We start from the raw sequence: 19771 nt of genomic DNA, 5'->3' as shown, positions 1-19771 counted from the left end.
CCACCACGCCCAGCGTCTCACCGCGGTGCAGGTCGAAGGAGACCCCCTTGACCGCCCAGAAGTCCGTGGCCCTGCCCCACATGCCACCGCGCACCCTGAACCGCTGCGCCACATCCTCCACCCGAAGGAGGGGGGTCTCCTCGGAGGAGCCCTCGCCGCTGCCGGAAGGGGTGAAGGCCGCGAACTGGCCCGGCTCGGTGACCCTGCCCTCGCGCTTGTCGCGCTCGGTCCGGTCGGCCCGGTCCTGGGCGCGTCGCTGGGCGCGGGAGACCTCCACGCGCGGAACGGCGGCCAGGAGTCCCTGGGTGTAGGGGTGCTCGGGCTCGGAGAGGACCTTGCGCACGTCGCCGCGCTCGACCGCGACGCCGTGGCGCATGACCACGACCTCGTCCACCGACCCGGCCACCACCGCCAGGTCGTGCGAGACCAGGATCAGGCCCATGCCCAGGTCACGGCGCAGCTCGTCCAGCAGGTCCAGGACCTGGGCCTGCACCGTCACGTCCAGGGCGGTGGTGGGCTCGTCGGCCAGCAGCACCTTGGGCTCGCACATCAGCCCCATCGCGATGACCACGCGCTGGCGCATACCGCCGGAGAACTCGTGCGGGTAGGAGTTGATCCGCTTCTGGGGCTGGGGGATGCCCACCCGGTCCAGCGACTCCACCGCGCGGGCGTACGCCTCGGACTTGGAGGCCTTGGGCCGGTGGATACGGTAGGCCTCGATCAGCTGGTTGCCGATCGTGTACTGCGGGTGCAGCGACTGCATGGGGTCCTGGAAGACCATGGCGATGTCGTTGCCGCGCATGCGCCGCAGCTTCTTGTCCGAGGCGCTGACCACGTCCTGGCCCGCGACCTCGATGGCGCCGGTGATCTTCGCCTTGCTGCCCCGGTGCAGGCCCATGAGCGCCAGCGAGGTCACGCTCTTGCCCGAGCCCGACTCGCCCACGATGCCGAGGGCGCCTCCGGCGGGCACCTCGAAGGACAAACCGTTCACCGCCCGGACGTCGCCGTCCATGGTCGGGAACGTCACCCGCAGGTCGTCCACGCGGACGACGGGCTCGGTCGAGGCCATGTCACTTTCCTTCGCTAGAACTGCTCTGTTCAACGCTGTCGGTCGTTAGCTGGCGATGCGCACACGTGGGTCGACGACCGGGTAGAGCAGGTCGACGACCAGGTTGCAGACGACGATGAAGACAGCGCCCATCAGGGTCACACCGAGCACCACGGGCAGGTCCTTGCCGATGATCGCGTCGATGGCGTAGGCACCGATGCCGTTCAGGGAGAACACCTTCTCCGTGAGGATCGCGCCGCCCAGCACCAGGCCCACGTCCAGGCCGAAGATGGTCACGATCGGGGTCAGCGTCGGGCGCAGCGCGTGCTTGAAGATCACGCGGCGCTCGCTCAGCCCCTTGGCACGGGCGGTGCGGATGTAGTCCTCACCCAGGATCTCCAGCATGCCCGCGCGTGTCTGGCGCGCGTACTGCGCCGCGTGCAGGAAGGCCAGGGTCACCCAGGGCAGGAACATCACCTGGAACCAGCCGAGCGGGTCCTCGGTGAGGGGGACGTAGCGCGAGACCGGGAACAGCTCCCACTCGTGCACGAGGAAGGCCAGGGCGAGCAGACCGGTGAAGTAGATCGGCATGGACACGCCCACCAGGGCGGTGCTCATGGCCAGGCGGTCGAAGATGCTGCCCTTCTTGACCGCGGACAGGACGCCGACGGCCACGCCGCCGACGATCCAGATGATCGCCGCGCCCAGGGCCAGCGAGGCGGTGACCGGCAGGCGGTCGAGCAGCTGGGGCAGCACGGGGCTGTTGGTGGTGAAGGAGTAGCCCAGGCAGGGCGCCGCGCACTCGATCGTCTCCCGGCCGAAGGTGTACTCGGAGCCGAGGAGCAGACCCTTGACGAAGTCCATGAACTGCACGGCGATGGGCTGGTCCAGTCCCAGGCGCGCCACCGTCGCGTCGAGCGCCTCGGGGGTGGGGGCCTTGCCCACGTACATCGCGGCCATGCCGCGCGGGGTCACGCCCGCCCAGCGGGGCAGGACGTAGAAGATCCAGAAGGTCACCGCCGTGACGACGGCGAGCAAGAGCAGTCCCGCGCCGAGGCGGCGGAGAATATAGTTCAGCATCGCGGTCGGCGGCGGGGGTACCCACGGGGCCGTGGCACCCCCGCCGCCTTCACCTGCCTTCTCGTACTAGTTCAGGCCGGTCGGAGCACTAACCCCGGTCCACGCCCAGGGCCATGAAGTCGTACATCGCGTACGCGGACGTGTGGTAGACGTTGGTCAGCTCGTCCGAGCGGTAGTACAGCGCGCGGTCGAAGACGACCGGCAGGATGGCCGCCTGCTCCATGACCAGGGTGTCGATCTGCTCGTAGAGGTTGGCGCGCTCCTCCGGGTCCTCGGTGGCCAGCGCCTCGTCCCACAGACCGTTGATCTCCGGGTCGTCGAGCTCGGAGGTGTTGTAGTTGCCCGTGGACTGGATGGCGTCGCCGTCGGTGATCTTGGAGGCGAAGCCGTAGCCGGTGGCCCAGTCCGGGCTCCAGCCGGAGACGCTCAGGCCGATGTTGTTCTCACGGACGTAGTCCTGCGAGCCCGCGTACTGGGCGAAGAAGTCCTCGGCCGGGAAGGTCTGGATGTCGACCTTGATGCCGACGCGGTCGAGGGACTGCTGGAGGGACTCGGCGGTGGCGATGTCGTTGGGGCGGCCCTCACGGACGGCGATGGTGGTGCTGAAGCCCTCGGCCTCGCCGCACTCCTCCAGCTTGGCCTCGGCCGACTCCAGGTCGCCCTTGTTGTCCTCGGAGGGGTACAGGTCCGACTCCGGGTTCGAGCCCGGGATGGTCGGCGGGAGCAGGTTGGTGGCGATGTCGCCGCCCTTGTCGCCGCCCCAGGCGCGGTGCAGGCTGTCCCGGTCGGCCGCGTACATGATCGCCTGGCGGCAGGCCACGTCCTCGATGACCGGGGTGTGGATGTTGACGTAGCGCAGCGCGCCGGAGTACGGGTTGTCCAGGTTGGCCTGGGCGTCCTCGTCGGTGAGCAGGGTGGTCTTCATCGCCGGTCCGACGCCCGTGCCGGTGAGGTCGACGTCCAGGTCGCCGTTGACCAGACGCTGGTCGATCTCCTCCTGGGCGATGCCGATCTCGACGGTGACCTCGTCCGGCAGGGCCGGGCGGACCGGGTCCGTCGAGGCGTCCCAGTGCTCGTTGCGGACCAGGTTGAGCTTCACGCCGGGCTCGTAGTTGCCGTCGAACTGGTACGGGCCGGAGGAGAGGACGTGCTCCTTGTACAGCGCGCCGCGGTCGGCCTCCATGGGCACCGGGGCGGTCTGCGGCTGGGTCAGCACGTAGGGGAACTCCGAGAAGGAGTCCTTGAGGTGGAAGACCAGGGTGTGCTCGTCCGGGGTCTCGACCGCGGTGAAGGTCTCCAGCGGGTCGTCGACCTCGTAGACGTTGAAGGGCTCCTGGTCCAGGTGCGCCTCGAAGTAGCGCGGACCGTTGGGCAGCTCGCCGCCGTTGAAGTTGGAGCGCGCGATGGCGTACTCGATGTCCTGGGCCGTGATCTCGGAGCCGTCCTCGTACTTGAGGCCCTCCTGGATCTTCACGGTCCACTCGGTGAAGTCCTCGTTGGGCTCGGGCATGCCCGCGGCCATGTCCGTGACCAGCTCGGTGGACGCCTCGCCCGGGGCCGGGTTGAAGGCCAGCAGCGTACGGGCGTAGTAGCGGGTGAAGTTCCAGCTGAACCCGTAGTAGGTGTCGCCCGGGTCGGTGGAGTCGAAGTCCGTGGCGATGGCGTAGCGCAGGGTGCCGCCGGTCTGCTCCGACGGGTTGACGACCTCGGTCGCCCCCTGGTTGAACTCGGCGCCGGACGCGGAGCCTCCGCCGGTGGAGTCACCGCCACCGCAAGCCGAAAGGAGGATGGACGCCGCCGCGCCGAGCGCGACGAAGCCGAGGGTGCGTTTCCTCAAGGAACTGCCTCTCATGCGAACCTGATGGGATGGTGGGATCAACCTGTCGTCGGATCCCTGCCTTGCGGAGGCCGGGCGGGGCGGCCTCCACCGACCGTGGGTCAGTCGGAGGTCTTGGGGTCGAAGGCGTCCCGGAGCCCGTCGCCGAACAGGTTGAACGCCAGCACGGTGATGAAGATGGCCAGACCCGGGAAGATGACGAAGTACGGCGCGTTCTCGTACATGATCGCCGCCTCGGAGAGCATCTTTCCCCAGCTCGGCGTGGGCGGGTTGATACCGACACCGAGGAAGCTCAGGGCCGCCTCGAACAGGATGTTCGTGGGGATGAGCAGGGTCGAGTAGACGATGATCGGCGTCACCAGGTTCGGCAGGATCTCCCGGAAGAGGATGTGCCGGTTGCTGGCGCCCAGGCTCCTGGCGGCCTCCACGAACTCCCGCTCGCGCAGGGAGAGCGTCTGCCCGCGGACGATGCGGGCGATGTAGGGCCAGTTGAAGAACCCGATGATGAAGACGATGACGCCGATCCGCAGACCGTTGCCGCTCAGACCGAAGACACCCTCGGGGATGACACCGACGAGCGCGATGGCGAAGAGCATCAGCGGGAAGGCCAGGAAGACGTCCATGGCCCGGCTGATGAGGGTGTCGACCCAGCCGCCCTTGTACCCGGCGATGATGCCGAGGACAGTGCCGATGAACACGCACAGCAGCGTGGACAGGAAGGCCACCAGCAGGGAGATCTGGGCGCCGTAGAGGATGCGGCTGAACAGGTCGCGGCCGGTGACCGGCTCCACGCCCAGCAGGTGGTCGGCGCTGATCGCGCCCCACCGGTCCAGGTTGTCGAAGGGCATGCTGCCGTCAGCGGGGGGCGGAAGGCTCGGGTCCTTGAACGGCATGCCGGTGCTGGGCTCGATCAGGTCCTGGTGGAACTGGGTGGGCGGGTGCCCGAACCACTTGGCCAGGAGGGGCGCGAGGATCGCGGCGAGGATGAGCAGGACCACGACCACGCCGGAGACCATCGCGACCTTGTCCTTGCGCAGCCGCTGCCAGGCGATCTGGCGCAGGGACCGGTTGTCGGAGTCTCCGCGGACCCCGTGGGCCTGCGCAGCGACGTTCACGGCGTCGTTCTGCTCCGCCTGCTCCGCCGAATCGGGGGCATGCGAGGGCGCGCTCATCAGGCCACCACTCTCCACTCATACGCTTCTGGCCGAGGGGAACGGGACAGAACCCACGCGTGCGTCCGCAAGGAGGGGTGACCTGCGGTGCGCGCGGTGGGGCCGGCCGGTTCTCGACGCTGGCTGGCGTGGGCTTGCGTGTCGGCGGGGCGGGATGATGACCCGCCTCCGCAGACTCGGTCCGCGGGAGTGTGCCACATCACCTGAGAAGTTGGACACACCGGGACCGTTGCGCCCGGGCTGTTACACAGCGACCAACTTACTCGCGATCTGAACGCATAGCGTCCAATATCCGATCATGTATCTAAATCGTGACAAACAACGTTAAAAGGCCTATATAACAACAAAAGGCTGCAGAGTTCGCATTCATCGGATGACTGGCCGCGAGCTGCGACGACGTCCCCTATCGCCGCGCCCACGATACGCCCGAATGTGCACCGGTTCGGCCCCGAAGGGGCGCACTATGGCAAGTGCTATACGCCTCAACGTGTCGGAGCGAACGCGCAGCGCGACGATCACGGGCGCGCCGGGGCGCGGCCACGGACACGTACGGTGACGGTCACGGCGCACGCGAGGACGACGGCCCCGCGGGTGCGGAGCCGCCGTCGGAGGGGTGTGCGGGCCGCGCCCGCGGCGGTCACTCGATACCGCGCTTGCGCAGCAGCTCCTCGATGTCGCTCAGGTCGGAGAGGTCGTCCGCGGCCCCGGCCTTCTTGGGGGCCGGGCCCACCGTGCCCTTGGCCTGCGCAGCGGCGGGGGCCGCGCCGGGTTCGGCCGCGCCCCCCGCTCCCCCGGCGGCCTTGGGTTCCTTGGGCTCCTTGGCCTTCCTGGGACGGGTGCCCACGTCACGGGCGCGCATGACGCCCGAGACCACGTAGAGCACCACCGCCAGGCCCGCCAGGAGCACACCGGCCCACACCGCCGGGTTGAACAGCAGGCCGACCAGGATGCCGAAGATGCTCATGGCGAACTGCCAGACGGCGTTCATCAGCCCGATCAGACCGGCGGCCAGCGGCAGCAGCGACCACGCCACACCGCGCAGGCCCGAGGCCGCGCCCTTGGCGCGCCACACGAAGAAGGAGATCACCAGCCCCACGAGGGTGAGGCCGCCTCCCAGGACCAGACCGGTCATCCACGTCAAGTTCTCAGGCATGGGTCCAGTCTCCCATCCGACGCCGCGACGCACATCCGGTCGATCCCCTAGGGCGGGCCCCGGAGCAGGGGCTCCTGTCCGCCCAGGCTACTCCCCGTGCCCCGGGCGGGCGGCCGGGGCACGGAGAAGGGCGGAGCAACAGAGAAGGGCGGGGCGAGGGGCCCAGGGGGGTTCCCTCACCCGGTGATCTTGCTACTGGCGTCACTGCGGCCGCCGAGAGTGACGCTGGTAGCAAGATCACCCCTGACGGGCGAAGGCTCAGCGGTCGGCGACCAGGGACTCCAGCCAGTCCAGGTCCACGCCCACCAGGCTGTCGCGGAACACCACGCCCTCGCGCGGCGGGATGTGCACGTGGTTGGGCACCGCGACCGTGGCGCACCCGGCGTCGGCCGCCGAGGCCACGCCGACCACCGAGTCCTCGAAGGCCACGCAGCGCGCGGGGTCCACGCCGAGCCGCCGGGCGGCCCTCAGGTACGGGTCGGGGTGGGGCTTGTTCGCCTCGACCTCGTCCCCGGCCACCGAGTCGTCGAAGTTGTCCAGGCCGATCCCGCCGATCGCCGCCTGCACCAGCGACCTCTCGGTGGAGGTCACCAGGACCACGGGGACCCCGGACTCCGACAGCAGGGTGACCAGCTCCTTGGCCCCCGGGCGCAGGTCGGCGCCTCCGGCGAGCCTGGCGCGGAACCTCGTGTACAGGCGGTCGGCCACCTGGCGAGGGGTGAGGTGGTGGGCGCCGGTCAGGTCGATGATGTAGCGGCCCACGGGCTCGGCGGCGTTGCCGACGTTGCGCTGGTGGTCCTCCTCGGTCCACACGCCGCCCAGCTCGGCGACCAGGTCGGCCTCGGCCTCACCCCACAGGTGCTCGCTCTCGATGAGGGTGCCGTCCATGTCCAGGAGTACGGCCTGGAGGCGTCTGGCCTGGGGCGTCGCGGTGTCGGAGACTTCGGGACCCAGCGTGCTCTGCTCGCTCATACGTTCGGTGGCGCCTTCCGGACCGGGCGGCACCACGCTCTCCCCTCGTGTGTCATGGGTTGCCCGCTCGCCCACGGGACACCCGGGTTGTGCGTCATCATCGTGCGGGACGCGGGGCGCCCGCGCCGTGAAGAGGACCTGTCGGCGTCCTTTCCACACTACGAACACTCGGGCGCCGGCGGGTGGAGAGCTGTCCCATACTCGCCCCGCGCACGCGCGGCCCGTCGTCCAGGGCCGGGCGCGGGCTCCGTCCCGCTCCGCACCTCCCGCGCACGCGCGGCCCCGCCCGAGCAGGCAGCGGTCAGCGTCGCCGTCGTTGGGCTTCCCGCACGCGCGCGGCCCCGCCCCCCATGGGAGGGACGGGGCCGCACCGGACGGACTCGCCTCGGTCTGAACGCCTCGGACGAGCCGGTCAGACGTTGAAGTAGGTCGCCTCCGGGTGGTGGACCACGATCGCGTCGGTCGCCTGCTCGGGCACCAGCTGGAACTCCTCCGACAGGGTCACGCCCACCCGCTCGGGCTCCAGCAGGCGCATGATCTTGGCACGGTCCTCCAGGTCGGGGCAGGCCCCGTAGCCCAGGGAGAAGCGGGCCCCCCGGTAACCGAGCTTGAAGAACGCGTCCAGCTCGGCCGGGTCCTCACCGGCGAAGCCCAGCTCCGCGCGCACCCGGGTGTGCCAGTACTCGGCCAGGGCCTCGGTCAGCTGTACCGACAGCCCGTGCAGCTCCAGGTAGTCGCGGTAGGCGTTCTTGGCGAACAGCTCGGCGGTGGCGCGGCTGATCGCCGGGCCCACGGTCACCACCTGGAAGGACACCACGTCCAGCTCCCCCGACTCCTTGGGGCGGAAGAAGTCGGACAGGCACAGGTGGCGGTCCCGGCGCTGGCGCGGGAAGGTGAAGCGGGTGCGCTCGGCGCCCTCCTCGTCCAGCACCACCAGGTCGTCGCCCTCGCTGTAGCAGGGGTAGTGGCCGTGCACCACGGCCGCCTCCAGCAGGCCGTCGGTCTGGATGCGGTCCAGCCACATCCGCATCCGGGGACGGCCCTCGGTCTCCACCAGCTCCTCGTAGCTGGGGCCCTCGCCGCCTCGGGCGGCCTTGAGCCCCCACTGGCCCATGAAGGTGGCGCGCTCGTCGAGGAAGGCGGCGTAGTCGGCCAGCGGGACACCCTTGCTGATCCGGTCGCCCCAGAAGGGCGGCTCGGGGATCCGGTTGGTGGTCGACACGTCGCTGCGGGCGGGCATCTCCTCGGGCTCGGTCACCTTCAGCTTGGCCCCGGACTTGACCCGGCGCTGGCGCAGGGCGGGCAGCTCGGCCCCCTCCTCACCGCGCTTGACCGCCATGAACGCGTCCATCAGGCGCAGGCCCTCGAAGGCGTCCTTGGCGTAGCGCACGTGGCCGTCGAAGACCTCGGCCAGGTCCTGCTCCACGTAGGAGCGGGTGAGCGCGGCGCCTCCCAGCAGGACCGGGAAGCGCTCGGACAGGCCCCTGGAGTTCATCTCCTCCAGGTTCTCCTTCATGATCACCGTGGACTTGACCAGCAGGCCGGACATGCCGATCACGTCTGCGCGCTGCTCCTCGGCGGCCTCCAGGATCGCCGTCACCGGCTGCTTGATGCCGATGTTGACCACGTCGTAGCCGTTGTTGGACAGGATGATGTCCACGAGGTTCTTGCCGATGTCGTGGACGTCGCCCTTGACGGTGGCCAGGACGATGCGGCCCTTGCCGTCGTCGTCGCTCTTCTCCATGTGGGGTTCGAGGTAGGCGACGGCGCCCTTCATGACCTCGGCGGACTTGAGGACGAAGGGCAGCTGCATCTGGCCGGAGCCGAACAGCTCGCCGACGGTCTTCATGCCCGAGAGCAGGGTGTCGTTGACGATGGCCAGGGCGGGCTTGGACTCCAGCGCCTCGTCCAGGTCGGCCTCGATCCCGGCCATCTCGCCGTCGATGATGCGCCGCTCCAGGCGCTCCCACAACGGCAGGGCGGCCAGCTCCTCGGCGCGGGAGGCCTTCATGGACTTGGCGTCCACGCCCTCGAACATCTCCATGAACCGCGAGAGGGGGTCGTAGTCGCCCTCGCGCCGGTCGTAGACCATGTCGAGGGCGACCTCGCGCTGGTCCTCGGGGATCTGGTTGATCGGCACGATCTTGGAGGCGTGCACGATCGCCGAGTCCAGCCCCGCCTGGACCGCCTCGTGCAGGAACACCGAGTTCAGCACGATGCGGGCGGCCGGGTTGAGGCCGAAGGACAGGTTGGACAGGCCCAGGGTGGTCTGCACCTCCGGGTAGAGCCGCTTGAGCTCGCGGATGGCGTTGATCGTCTCCAGGCCGTCCCGGCGGGTCTCCTCCTGCCCGGTGGTGATGGGGAAGGTGAGGCAGTCGATGATGATGTCGCCGGTGCGCAGCCCCCACTCGCCGGTGATCTCCTCGATGAGGCGGGTGGCCACGCGCACCTTCCACTCGGCGGTGCGGGCCTGGCCCTCCTCGTCGATGCACAGGCCCACGACGGCGGCGCCGTGCTCCTTGACCAGCCCCATGATGCGGGTGAAGCGGGAGTCGGGGCCGTCGCCGTCCTCGTAGTTGACGGAGTTGACCACGCTCCTGCCGCCGAGGGACTCCAGGCCCGCCTCCAGGACGGGCGGCTCGGTGGAGTCGAGCATGATCGGCAGGGTGGAGGAGGTGGCCAGGCGCGTGGCCAGCTCGCGCATGTCGCCGACCCCGTCGCGGCCCACGTAGTCGATGTTGAGGTCGAGCAGGTGGGCCCCGTCGCGGATCTGGTCCCGGGCGATCTCCACGCAGTCGTCCCAGCGGCCCTCCAGCATGGCGTCGCGGAACTTCCTGGAGCCGTTGGCGTTGGTGCGCTCGCCCACGGCCAGGTAGCTGGCGTCCTGGCGGAAGGGCACGCTCTGGTAGAGGGAGGAGGACGCCGACTCCACCAGGGGTTTGCGGTTCTTGACGCCGCGGCCCTGGACGCGCTCCACCACGTGGCGCAGGTGCTCGGGGGTGGTGCCGCAGCAGCCGCCGACCAGGCTCAGGCCGAACTCGGAGGTGAAGGTGTCGTGGGCGTCGGCCAGCTCGGCGGGCGTGAGGTTGTAGACCGCGCCGTTGGGACCCAGTTCCGGCAGACCCGCGTTGGGCATGCAGGAGATGGGGATGGGCGAGTGGTGCGACAGGTAGCGCAGGTGCTCGCTCATCTCGGCGGGGCCGGTGGAGCAGTTGAGGCCGATGACGTCGATGCCCAGCGGCTCCAGGGAGGTCAGCGCGGCGCCGATCTCGGAGCCGAGCAGCATGGTGCCGTTGGTCTCGATGCTGACCTGGGCGATGATCGGGACGTCCCTGCCGGCGGCCCGGCGGGCGCGCTGGGCGGCCACCACGGCGGCCTTGACCTGGAGCAGGTCCTGGCAGGTCTCGATGAGGATGGCGTCGGATCCGCCGTCGATCAGGCCGCGCGCGCACTGCTCGTAGTAGTCGCGCAGCAGGGCGTAGGGCGCGTGGCCCAGGGTGGGCAGCCGGTTTCCCGGGCCCACGGACCCCAGGACGTAACGGGGCTGGTCGGGGGTGGAGTAGGCGTCGGCGGCCTCGCGGGCCACCTGCGCTCCCGCCTGGGCGATCTCGTAGGTGCGGTCCTCGATGCCGTACTCGGCGAGCCCGCCGAGGTTGGCGGAGAAGGTGTTCGTCTCGATGGCGTCAGAGCCCACGGCAAGAAAGGCGGCATGGGTGTCGCGGACGATGTCGGGACGGGTGAGGTTGAGGATGTCGTTGCATCCCTCGTGCCCCTCGAACTGGTCGAGGTCGAGATCGTGTGCGTGGAGCATGGTGCCCATCGCTCCGTCCGCCACGACCACACGGCGGGACAGCGTTTCGCGGAAGGTGGGGCTGGCTCTCATATCTGGCAACTCTATGTCGGAGCACCGCGGCGGCCCAGTTGGTGTCCCCGTGACGCGTGGCACTGGGCGGACCCGCGGTGCGGGGCGGGTCGGTCGTCCGGGGACGGCGGTGTCCTTGTCAGTCGCTGTCTGTGAGGTTATCCCATCGGCTGTTCCACCAGATGAGACAGGCGTCCCGCGGCGCGGGGGACCGAGCCCTCCGGCGGAGCCGCGTCGAACGGTTCCCCGGGCGGGTCGTCACCCCGTAGGGTGGACTCCGTCCGCGTGCAGGGAGGAGCCACATGACCAAGCTCGTCCGGGAGCTTGTCGATCCCGTGATGGTGGCGGCGTTCGAGGGATGGAACGACGCCGGTGAGGCGGCCAGCCTGGCCGTGGAGCACCTGTCGAGGGAGTGGGGCGCCTACGAGCTGTGCGCGCTGGCACCGGATGATTACTACGACTTCCAGGTGACCCGGCCGCGCATGTCGGTCGTGGACGGCGTGGTCGGCGAGGTCGAGTGGCCCACGACCCGGGTCCGCGTGGCGACGCCGCCGGGTTCGGAGCGCGACGTGGTACTGGTGACCGGACCCGAGCCGAACATGCGGTGGCGCTCCTACGCCGCCGACCTGCTGGCCGTGGCACGGGAGCTGGGCGTCACCCGGATGGTGATGCTGGGCTCACTGCTGGCGGACGCCCCCCACACGCGGCCGATCCCGGTGACCGGGATGGCCTCGCCCGTGGAGCTGGGCGCGGCGCTGGGGCTGGAGGCGACCACCTACTCGGGCCCGACCGGGATCGTGGGCGTGGTGCACGAGGCGTTCAGCGCGGTGGGGATCGAGACCGCGTCGCTGTGGGCGGCCATCCCCCACTACGTCGCCCAGCCGCCGTGCCCGAAGGCCTCCCTGGCGCTGCTGGCGTGGGTGGAGGACTTCCTGGGCGCGCGGGTGCCGCTGGGCGACCTGCCCGAGGACGCGGTGGCGTGGGAGTCCAACGTCAACGAGCTCACCGCCGAGGACGAGGACATCGCGGCGTACGTGCGCGGCCTGGAGGAGGCCAAGGACACGGCCGACTTGCCGGAGGCCTCCGGTGACGCGATCGCCCGGGACTTCGAGCGCTACCTGCGCCGCCACGACGAGGGCTGAGCCCCCGGCGGCCCGCGGGGCGCACCGCGGGCCCGCCCCCGAAGCCCCGGCCGGTGGAAAGCGGCGCGGAACGGGGTCTCCCCCCGTCCCGAGCCCGCTCACGCGTTCCTCCCCGGCCCGGACCGGATTCCCGCGTGCGCCGCGGATCCGTTCAGAGCCTCATCTGGCGCCACTCCCCCGTGGACAGCACCACGGCCCAGGCCCCGGCGATGCGGGCCAGCCCGCGGCGGACCTCGTCCACGACCGCGGGGGTCAGCGGCACGGGGGCCTCGCGCGAGGCCTGGAGGCGCACGGTGACACGGAGGCCGTCCAGGACCTTCTGACCCCGGGCGATGGCCTCGTGGTCGGGTTCGGCCCGGCGCTCCAGGACCGCCCGGATGCCGTCGCGCAGGGCGATGGCCTCGTCGAGGTCGGCGAGGGTGATGGGGATGGCTCCCTCGGTGGCCAGGCGGTGCTCGCGCAGGAACCGTGCGAGGTCGGCCCGGTCGGTGAGCCCGCCGCCGGTGGAGACGAAGTCCGCGATGAGTTCGGCGGCCGTGCTGTGCCGCGTGGGGGTCGTCATGAGGGCTATCCCACCACGGCCGGGTCCCGGATACCGGCGTTTTCGCGAGCCCGTGGCCACAGGTGGTCACCGTGCACGTCCACAACGAGACGGGCGGGGACGAAACGGGCGCGGTGGTTTACGGTCACAGTGGTTTCCAGTCCGGTCGCCGTGGGGTTCCGCTCCCGCCCGGCTCAGGCCGCGAGCAGCGCGCGGAGCTCGTGGCGCCCGCGGGGCAGCCCCAGCCGGGCGAGCACGACCAGGAAGTTGGCGAACCGGCCGTCCCAGAAACCGTCGTGCTCGGTCAGGACCCGGAGGTAGTCGCGCTGGACGGCGGTGAGCTCCGCGGGGTCGCGCGGCGCGGCGGGTCCCGTCGCGAGCGGCTCCGCGGGCCCGGCGGAGCCTGCCCCGGGTCCCGCGTCGGCGCTCCGGAAGACCAGGTCCAGCAGCGGCCCGGCGTCGGCCGCGGCGGTGAGGGATGAGGCCAGCGGGGCCAGCGCGCGCAGCACCGGGAGCAGGCGCGCGGCGTCCTCGGCGGTGGAGCGCTCGGCGAGTTCCCGGACCAGGGCGAAACGGACGTGGCCGGTGAAGTGGGCGGGGCGCCTGGTGAACCAGGCGTCTGCGGCGTCCGGATCGGCGAGCACGGCGACCAGCTCAGCGGTGGCCGCGGGGTTGGCGCGCTGGCCGGGCGCCAGCGCGGCGCAGGCGCGGATGGCGGGGTCGGCGTGGGTGAGGAACTCGGTGGTGTCGCCGCCGCAGGCGCCCAGGGCCAGGACGATCACCGCGCCCTCGTCGCGGGTCTCGGCCATGTCGGCGGCCCCGGACAGGTCCGGCTCCAGCCCGCCGAGCCGGGCCAGGGCCGCGGCGGCCTCCACCGCGCACATGCGCGTGCCCGCGTCGGGGGCGGTGAGGTGGGGTTCGACCGCCGTGTACAACGTGGGGGCGGCGGCGCGCATGTCCGGGCCCACCCGGAGCATGAGCGCGTCCACGGCGGGGGTCCCCCACACCCCGTCCGCCTCACCTTCGTCGTCGGAGGCCAGCGCGGCGTACACCCGGTCCAGCTCGGCCCCGGCGGGGGGTTCGGGCACGGGGCCGCGGGGGTTCTGGTGCAGCGCGCCCTCGGCCGCCCCGGCCAGGAAGTCCAGCAGGACGCGGCGCAGGGAGCCGGAGGCGGTGCCCGCCCCTCCGGGGCCCGGATCGCGGGCCGGGTCGTCGAGTTCGGGGCGGTCCAGGATCCCGGCGACGAACAGGGCGGCGGGGACGGTGGCCGGGTAGACCGTGCCCTGGTGCAGGAGCGCGCTGTGGAGGTGGTCCAGCGCGCGCCCGCGCTCGTGCGCGTCGCCGGTGAGCAGGAGGGCGAGGTGCCCGGGGGCGTCGGCGCCGGAGCCGTAGGCGTGGAGGGTACGGGTCCAGTCGGTGGTGTGGAGTACGTCCGGTCCTGTCTGCATGTCCCGGATTGTGGCAGCGCCCACTGACGGTTTCCCGGTGCGCGGGGGCCTCGGGCGGTCCCGGCGCGCGCCCGGGCAACGCGGCGCGGGGGCTCGTCCTCCGGGCCGGACGAAAGTGTGACAGGTGTGATGCCTGACGCCCTGACCTGCGGTGATCTTGTACTCATAGCGAGTCTCGGCCGCCGAGATCGGCTACAGGTACAAGATCACCGCGGATGCGGCGTCCGGTCACCGCGGCAGCGGTTACAGGCGCACTCCCAGCAGGGTGTCGACGGTGGCGCGCACCAGGGCGGGCGCGTCGGTGTCGGTGCCGCCCTCGCCGAGGGCGCTGTCGGCCCAGGCGTCCACCGCGGCCAGGGCGGCCGGGGAGTCCAGGTCCTCGGCCAGGGCCGCGCGCACGGCGGCGAGCACCGGGGCGGCGTCGGGCGCCGCGCCCAGGGCAAGGGCGGCGCGCCAGCGGTCGGCGCGGGCGGTGGCGGCGGGCAGTTCGGCGTCGGTCCACTCCCAGGGGGCGCGGTAGTGGTGGCCGAGCATGGCCAGGCGGATGACGGCCGGGTCGACGCCCTGCTGGCGCAGCTTGGAGACGAACACCAGGTTGCCCAGGGACTTGGACATCTTCTCGCCGTTGAGGCCAACCATGCCCACGTGCAGGTGGTTGTGGGCGTTGGGTCCGCCCGTGGCACATCGGGTCTCGGCCGCGCCCATCTCGTGGTGGGGGAAGATCAGGTCGTTGCCGCCGCCGTTGAGGTCGAAGGCCGGGCCGAGCCGGTCCAGGGCGATGGCGCTGCACTCGATGTGCCAGCCGGGGCGCCCGCGGCCCAGGGGGCTGTCCCAGGAGGGCTCGCCGGGGCGCTCGGCGCGCCAGAGCAGCCAGTCGAGCGGGTCCTTCTTGCCGGTGCGCTGGGGGTCGCCGCCGCGTTCGCCGAACAGCTCCAGCATCTGCCCGCGGTCCAGGTGGCTGATCTCGCCGAACTCGGGCGCCTCGGCGACGGAGTAGTACAGGTCCCCGTCCAGCTCGTAGGCAGCGCCGGTGTCGCGGATGCGGGCGGCGAGGTCGCTGATGAGGTCGACGGACTCCACCACGCCGACGTAGGAGGTCGGGGGGATGATCCGCAGGGCGGCCATGTCCTCGCGGAAGACACCGATCTCGCGGTGGGCGAGGTCGCGCCAGTCGACGCCGGTGGCCTCCGCGCGCTCCAGCAGCGGGTCGTCGATGTCGGTGGTGTTCTGCACGTAGTTGACGTCGTGCCCGGCGTCACGCCAGACCCGGTTGACCAGGTCGAAGGTCAGGTAGGTGAAGGCGTGGCCCAGGTGGGCGGCGTCGTAGGGCGTGATGCCGCAGGCGTACATCCCCGCCCGGGAGCCCGGCGTCGTCGTCCTTATCCGGCCGGTGGCGGTGTCGTGGACACGGAGGGGACCGCCGGTACCCGGCAGGGGGACGATGTCAGGCGCAGACCATGAACGCATACCGCGCAGCCTATCCGGACGGGCGGGCGGGAGGCGTGCGCGGGAGGGTGGGCACAGCGCGTGATGATCGCCCCAGAAAGGGCGGGAATAAGCCGGGCGGGACCCGTACGGCGAAGTGCGCGAACGGGCAGGCGCGGGACCGCGGGGCTCACACGGCCGGGGAGGCAGGCGAAACAGGTTCAAGGACGGCTGGACGTGGGGGTGGCAGGGCCGGCACGGAACCTGGAAGTACGTCCAGCGGGACAGGCCCGACCTGCTGGTGGACCAGGTGGTCGACACCCGCGCGGGGCACATCCCGCCCCTGCCGCGCAGGCGGGACCGGAACGGCTAACGGACGGCGGGACACGAGGGACCGCCAGACCGGGGGCGGTGGTCCCTCGTACTGTGTCCGGACGCGGGGCAGGGTGGGCACCGCGCGTGGTGATCGTCCCCGAAAGGGCGGGAACCGGCAGGGCGGGACCCGTACGGCGAAGTGCGCGGACGGGCCGCCGGGAGCGGGCTCACGCGGCGAGGTCGTGGTGCCTCCTGCCGATGAGCAGGGCGCCGAACAAGGCCACGGCGCCGCACAGAGCTGCCAGGCCCTCGTTGCCCAGGCGCCAGTGCAGCAGCGCGCCGCTGACCGAGACGACGTAGAGGAGCCAGTACGCTCCGCTCTCCACCCGGTTGCCGTTACGGCCCTCCATCGTGCCCCCTGCCGTCAACGCGTGCCTCCACGCGAGCCTGACGGCGCGTGCCGTCTCTCTCTGAGACGCCGCGGTCACTCTCGGGGTTGACACGCCGTCACGACCTGGGGTGTGACAGTGGTTATGCACACCGGTGACGCACGCCCGCCCTGACCAGGGCCGGTGACGTACATCCATCCCAGTCGGCGCCGGACCAGGCGGGGCCGGTCCTCGGCCGACCGCTCCGACCGCTCCGGGTCAGGGCCGGGCCGCGTCCGCGAGTTCCAGCAGGTCCAGCGCCTCGGCCGCGCGCACCAGGTCGGGGTCCCCGGCGGGGCCGAACTCGACGATGTCGGCCTGGATCGCACGGAGCCGCCACCGGGCGCGGGAGACGTCACGGCGACCTCCGCGCGGGCTCGGGACGTGGTGGGAGGGGGTGGCCTGGTCGCGGACGGGCATAGCGCTCATGGGCGGTCCTTCGGGGTGGGTCGGCGGTTGTGGGGTACCCCGGGTCACGGTGTGACGCTGCCTCCGCGCCCCGGGTTCACCGTGGACACGGTCCCGTATCCCGCCTCCAGCACGGTTCCGGAATCCTTTCGCTCCACCCCAGGTCAACGGGGAACGGGGAGGGAGCGCCCCACGGTGTTCCCGTCCCCTACCCGTTGTTCCATCCGGAATGCACAGAGTTGGCACAGCGAGACAGCACATGTCCACCTTCGGAGGGTGCACACCCGACCGAACGGTTTCCGCCGCACACACTTCTCGGCCCTCGTCCCTTACCCCCGTTCCACCCCTTGTGCCGGAGGAAAACTAAACGTACAGTAACTTACCAATTCGATTCGTTACGTAACACGGCGACTGCGAGCAGTCGCCCACCTGGTCCGACGCACGCGCGCCGTGCGGCGGACCGACTCCGCCCGTCACCGCCCCGCCGCGGCGGGGCTTCCCCCCGGAGTAACCCATGCGCACCGCGTACCGGCCCCGCAGGTCCCTCTCCTCCGCAGCCCTGTCCTTCCTCACCGCCGCCGCGCTCCTGGTCCCGGCCGGGGCCGTGTCGGCCGCCCCCGTCCCCGAGGACGCGGCGGCTCCGGCGTCCGCCGAAGCCGCCCAGGCGGCCCTGGTGTGGTCCGACGAGTTCGACGGCGCCGCCGGAAGCGCCCCCAACCCCGCCAACTGGAACCACGAGACCGGCGACCACGGCTGGGGCAACAACGAACTCCAGAACTACACCAACAACCGCGCCAACTCCGCCCTCGACGGAAACGGCAACCTCGTCATCACCGCACGCCAAGAAGCAGACGGCGGCTACACCTCCGCCCGCATGACCACCCAGAACAAGGTCGAACACGCCTACGGCCGCATCGAGGCACGCATCAAGATCCCCCGCGGACAGGGCATCTGGCCCGCCTTCTGGATGCTCGGCGCCGACTTCCCCAACACCCCCTGGCCCGACTCCGGCGAAATCGACATCATGGAGAACGTCGGGTACGAGCCCCACATGGTGCACGGCACCGTGCACGGCCCCGGCTACTCGGGCGCGAACGGCATCGGCTCCTCCTACACCCACCCCCAGGGCTGGTCCTTCGCCGACGACTTCCACACCTTCGCCATCGACTGGAGCCCCGGCTCCATCACCTGGTCCGTGGACGGCAACGCCTACCACACCCTCACCACCGCGGACGTGGGCGGCAACACCTGGGTCTACGACCAGCCCTTCTTCATGATCCTCAACATCGCCGTGGGCGGAAACTGGCCCGGCTACCCCGACGGCACCACCCAGTTCCCCCAACAGATGCTCGTCGACTACGTCCGGATCTACGAGAACTAGGCAGTGTTTTTTGGGACCTCCGCTTCGCTTCGGCCCGTGTTCGGGCGCCCGAAGCACGGGAACCTTCGGTGCCTACGGCGGGTTCGCCCGTTCCTCACGAACCCGCCTCCACCACCTCCAGAACCCCGTGGGCGCCCGCCCCCCACAAGCTGAGGCCGGTTCAAAAAACAGACCGTAGCCCCTGGCCCCCACGGACAGAACGGCGCCCCGGGCCGGATCCCCCCGGCCCGGGGCGCCCGCCTCCGGCAGGTCAGGGCCGGAAGACGACCTTGAACACGCCGTCCTGCTTCTTCTGGAACTTCTCGTAGGCCAGCGAGGCCGCGTCCAGGCCCACGTGGTGGGTGGCGAAGTCGTCCACCCCCAGCGGGTCGGCCCCCTCCAGCAGCGGCAGGACCTCCGGCACCCACCGGCGCACGTTGGCCTGCCCCATCCGCAGCTGGATCTGCTTGTCGAAGAGCGTGAGCATCGGCATCGGGTCGGCCATGCCGCCGTACACGCCGATCAGGGAGACGGTCCCGCCGCGCCGCACCAGGTCGATGGCGGTGTGCAGGGCGGTCAGCCGGTCCACCCCGGCCGTCTCCATCATCTTGGCCGCCACGCCCCGGGGCATGAGGTTGGCCACGCGCTGGGCGAACCTGGCCGAGCCGTGCCCGGCCGCCTCCATGCCGACCGCGTCGATGACCGCGTCCGGGCCGCGCCCGTCCGTGCGGTCGCGGATCTCCTGGACCACGTCGTCGGTGCCCTTGGAGGAGTCGAACACCTCCACGTCCCGCGCGGCGGCGCGGGCGCGCCGCTCCGACACCGGGTCCACGCCGAACACCCGGCCCGCACCCAGGTGGCGGGCGATCCGGCAGCACATGTCGCCGATCGGCCCCAGCCCCAGGACGGCCACCGATCCCCCCTCGGGGACGTCGGCGTAGCGGACGGCCTGCCAGGCGGTCGGCAGCACGTCGGACAGGAACAGGTAGCGGTCGTCGGGGCCCTGGTCGGGTACCGGGACCGCGGTGGTCTCGGCGCGCGGGACGCGCAGGTACTCGGCCTGCCCGCCGGGCACCGCGCCGTAGAGCTTGCTGTAGCCGAAGAGCGCGGCGCCCATGCCCTGCTCCTCGACCTGGGTGTTCTCGCACTGGCTCTGGAGGCCCGTGTCGCACATGAGGCAGTGCCCGCAGGAGATCTGGAAGGGGATGACGACCCGCTGGCCGGGGGTGAGGGAGGTGACGCCGGAACCGACCTCCTCGACCACGCCCATGGGTTCGTGCCCGAGGATGTCCCCCGGAGTCATGAACGGCCCGAGCACCTCGTACAGGTGCAGGTCGGATCCGCACAGGCCCGAGCTGGTGACCCGGATGACGGCGTCGCCGGGCTCCTCGATCCGCGGGTCGGGAACGTTCACGGTGTCGACGTTCCTGGTCCCGTTCCACACCACTGCCTTCATGGTTCCCCCTGGTCTCACGACGGTGGCGGTCGTCGCCTGGGGAGCGCGCGGCCCCCTGGGCTGCCCTCGGCCACTACCCCTCGCGTGTCGGCGGAAACGGGCGGCGCGGGCGCCCCCGGACCGG

General features: G+C 71.2%; 15 protein-coding genes. 2 read left to right on the top strand and 13 right to left on the bottom strand.

The genetic code is table 11. The annotated features are described in order from the left end of the window. The 7 genes from FYW99_RS29785 to metH form a co-directional block, all read right to left on the bottom strand. Positions 1–1069: ATP-binding cassette domain-containing protein (locus FYW99_RS29785; RefSeq protein ID WP_150255582.1), on the bottom strand; the 1069-nt coding region annotated here is incomplete at its 3' end. A 45-nt stretch (positions 1070–1114) separates the two neighbouring features. Continuing rightward, a complete protein-coding gene (locus tag FYW99_RS29780; RefSeq protein ID WP_150255580.1) occupies positions 1115–2128 on the bottom strand; it encodes an ABC transporter permease in 1014 nt (337 codons plus the stop codon). 88 nt (positions 2129–2216) lie between these two features. Next, entirely contained in the window at positions 2217–3965 is a 1749-nt protein-coding gene (locus tag FYW99_RS29775) for an ABC transporter substrate-binding protein (RefSeq protein ID WP_150255577.1), read from the bottom strand. 101 nt (positions 3966–4066) lie between these two features. Continuing rightward, a complete protein-coding gene (locus FYW99_RS29770) occupies positions 4067–5137 on the bottom strand; it encodes an ABC transporter permease (protein WP_150255575.1) in 1071 nt (356 codons plus the stop codon). A gap of 637 nt (positions 5138–5774) precedes the next feature. Further along, a complete protein-coding gene (locus FYW99_RS29765) occupies positions 5775–6290 on the bottom strand; it encodes a cellulose synthase (RefSeq protein WP_223839780.1) in 516 nt (171 codons plus the stop codon). Positions 6291–6548: 258 nt separating this feature from the next. Then, a complete protein-coding gene (locus tag FYW99_RS29760) occupies positions 6549–7262 on the bottom strand; it encodes an HAD family hydrolase (protein WP_150255573.1) in 714 nt (237 codons plus the stop codon). 412 nt (positions 7263–7674) lie between these two features. Next, entirely contained in the window at positions 7675–11145 is a 3471-nt protein-coding gene (gene metH, locus FYW99_RS29755; protein WP_150255570.1) for a methionine synthase, read from the bottom strand. 281 nt (positions 11146–11426) lie between these two features. On the opposite strand from metH, the gene FYW99_RS29750 reads away from it, so the two are divergent. Further along, entirely contained in the window at positions 11427–12266 is an 840-nt protein-coding gene (locus FYW99_RS29750) for a PAC2 family protein (RefSeq protein WP_061082483.1), read from the top strand. A gap of 151 nt (positions 12267–12417) precedes the next feature. Here FYW99_RS29750 and FYW99_RS29745 read toward each other — a convergent pair whose 3' ends face one another. The 5 genes from FYW99_RS29745 to FYW99_RS29720 all read right to left on the bottom strand — a co-directional run bounded on the left by FYW99_RS29745 (position 12418) and on the right by FYW99_RS29720 (position 16852). Continuing rightward, positions 12418–12828 (bottom strand): ABATE domain-containing protein, encoded by a 411-nt coding sequence (locus FYW99_RS29745; protein ID WP_150255568.1) that lies wholly within the window; start codon positions 12826–12828, stop codon positions 12418–12420. Positions 12829–13001: 173 nt separating this feature from the next. Next, the gene (locus tag FYW99_RS29740) at positions 13002–14255 is read right to left on the bottom strand and encodes a hypothetical protein (protein WP_150255565.1); all 1254 of its coding nucleotides are present in this window, start codon (positions 14253–14255) and stop codon (positions 13002–13004) included. A gap of 243 nt (positions 14256–14498) precedes the next feature. Then, entirely contained in the window at positions 14499–15722 is a 1224-nt protein-coding gene (gene mshC, locus FYW99_RS29735; protein WP_150255563.1) for a cysteine--1-D-myo-inosityl 2-amino-2-deoxy-alpha-D-glucopyranoside ligase, read from the bottom strand. A 500-nt stretch (positions 15723–16222) separates the two neighbouring features. Next, positions 16223–16405 carry a hypothetical protein gene (locus FYW99_RS29725; RefSeq protein WP_150255559.1) on the bottom strand — a complete coding sequence of 61 codons (183 nt, stop codon included), beginning with the start codon at positions 16403–16405 and terminating at the stop codon, positions 16223–16225. 237 nt (positions 16406–16642) lie between these two features. Beyond that, positions 16643–16852, bottom strand: coding sequence for a hypothetical protein (locus tag FYW99_RS29720; protein WP_223839778.1), 210 nt, complete (start codon positions 16850–16852; stop codon positions 16643–16645). Positions 16853–17345: 493 nt separating this feature from the next. On the opposite strand from FYW99_RS29720, the gene FYW99_RS29715 reads away from it, so the two are divergent. Further along, complete coding sequence (locus FYW99_RS29715) at positions 17346–18212, top strand: glycoside hydrolase family 16 protein (protein ID WP_150255557.1); 867 nt, start codon at positions 17346–17348, stop codon at positions 18210–18212. Between the two features lie 250 nt (positions 18213–18462). On the opposite strand, the gene FYW99_RS29710 is transcribed toward FYW99_RS29715, so the two are convergent. After that, positions 18463–19647 carry an alcohol dehydrogenase catalytic domain-containing protein gene (locus FYW99_RS29710; protein ID WP_190394861.1) on the bottom strand — a complete coding sequence of 395 codons (1185 nt, stop codon included), beginning with the start codon at positions 19645–19647 and terminating at the stop codon, positions 18463–18465. Positions 19648–19771 lie beyond the last annotated feature (124 nt).

This window comes from Nocardiopsis deserti (assembly GCF_008638355.1).
Lineage (GTDB): Bacteria > Actinomycetota > Actinomycetes > Streptosporangiales > Streptosporangiaceae > Nocardiopsis > Nocardiopsis alborubida.
Note: the sequence above shows the minus strand (reverse complement) of the source record. Positions and strands in the feature narration are given on the sequence as shown.

Coding starts and splice junctions, on each gene's coding strand:
- FYW99_RS29715 (WP_150255557.1), top strand. CDS start 17,346: ATGCGCACCGCGTACCGGCCCCGCAGGTCCCTCTCCTCCGCAGCCCTG.
- FYW99_RS29780 (WP_150255580.1), bottom strand. CDS start 2,128: ATGCTGAACTATATTCTCCGCCGCCTCGGCGCGGGACTGCTCTTGCTC.
- metH (WP_150255570.1), bottom strand. CDS start 11,145: ATGAGAGCCAGCCCCACCTTCCGCGAAACGCTGTCCCGCCGTGTGGTC.
- FYW99_RS29765 (WP_223839780.1), bottom strand. CDS start 6,290: ATGCCTGAGAACTTGACGTGGATGACCGGTCTGGTCCTGGGAGGCGGC.
- FYW99_RS29745 (WP_150255568.1), bottom strand. CDS start 12,828: ATGACGACCCCCACGCGGCACAGCACGGCCGCCGAACTCATCGCGGAC.
- FYW99_RS29740 (WP_150255565.1), bottom strand. CDS start 14,255: ATGCAGACAGGACCGGACGTACTCCACACCACCGACTGGACCCGTACC.
- FYW99_RS29725 (WP_150255559.1), bottom strand. CDS start 16,405: ATGGAGGGCCGTAACGGCAACCGGGTGGAGAGCGGAGCGTACTGGCTC.
- FYW99_RS29770 (WP_150255575.1), bottom strand. CDS start 5,137: ATGAGCGCGCCCTCGCATGCCCCCGATTCGGCGGAGCAGGCGGAGCAG.
- FYW99_RS29720 (WP_223839778.1), bottom strand. CDS start 16,852: ATGAGCGCTATGCCCGTCCGCGACCAGGCCACCCCCTCCCACCACGTC.
- FYW99_RS29750 (WP_061082483.1), top strand. CDS start 11,427: ATGACCAAGCTCGTCCGGGAGCTTGTCGATCCCGTGATGGTGGCGGCG.
- mshC (WP_150255563.1), bottom strand. CDS start 15,722: ATGCGTTCATGGTCTGCGCCTGACATCGTCCCCCTGCCGGGTACCGGC.
- FYW99_RS29710 (WP_190394861.1), bottom strand. CDS start 19,647: ATGAAGGCAGTGGTGTGGAACGGGACCAGGAACGTCGACACCGTGAAC.
- FYW99_RS29760 (WP_150255573.1), bottom strand. CDS start 7,262: ATGAGCGAGCAGAGCACGCTGGGTCCCGAAGTCTCCGACACCGCGACG.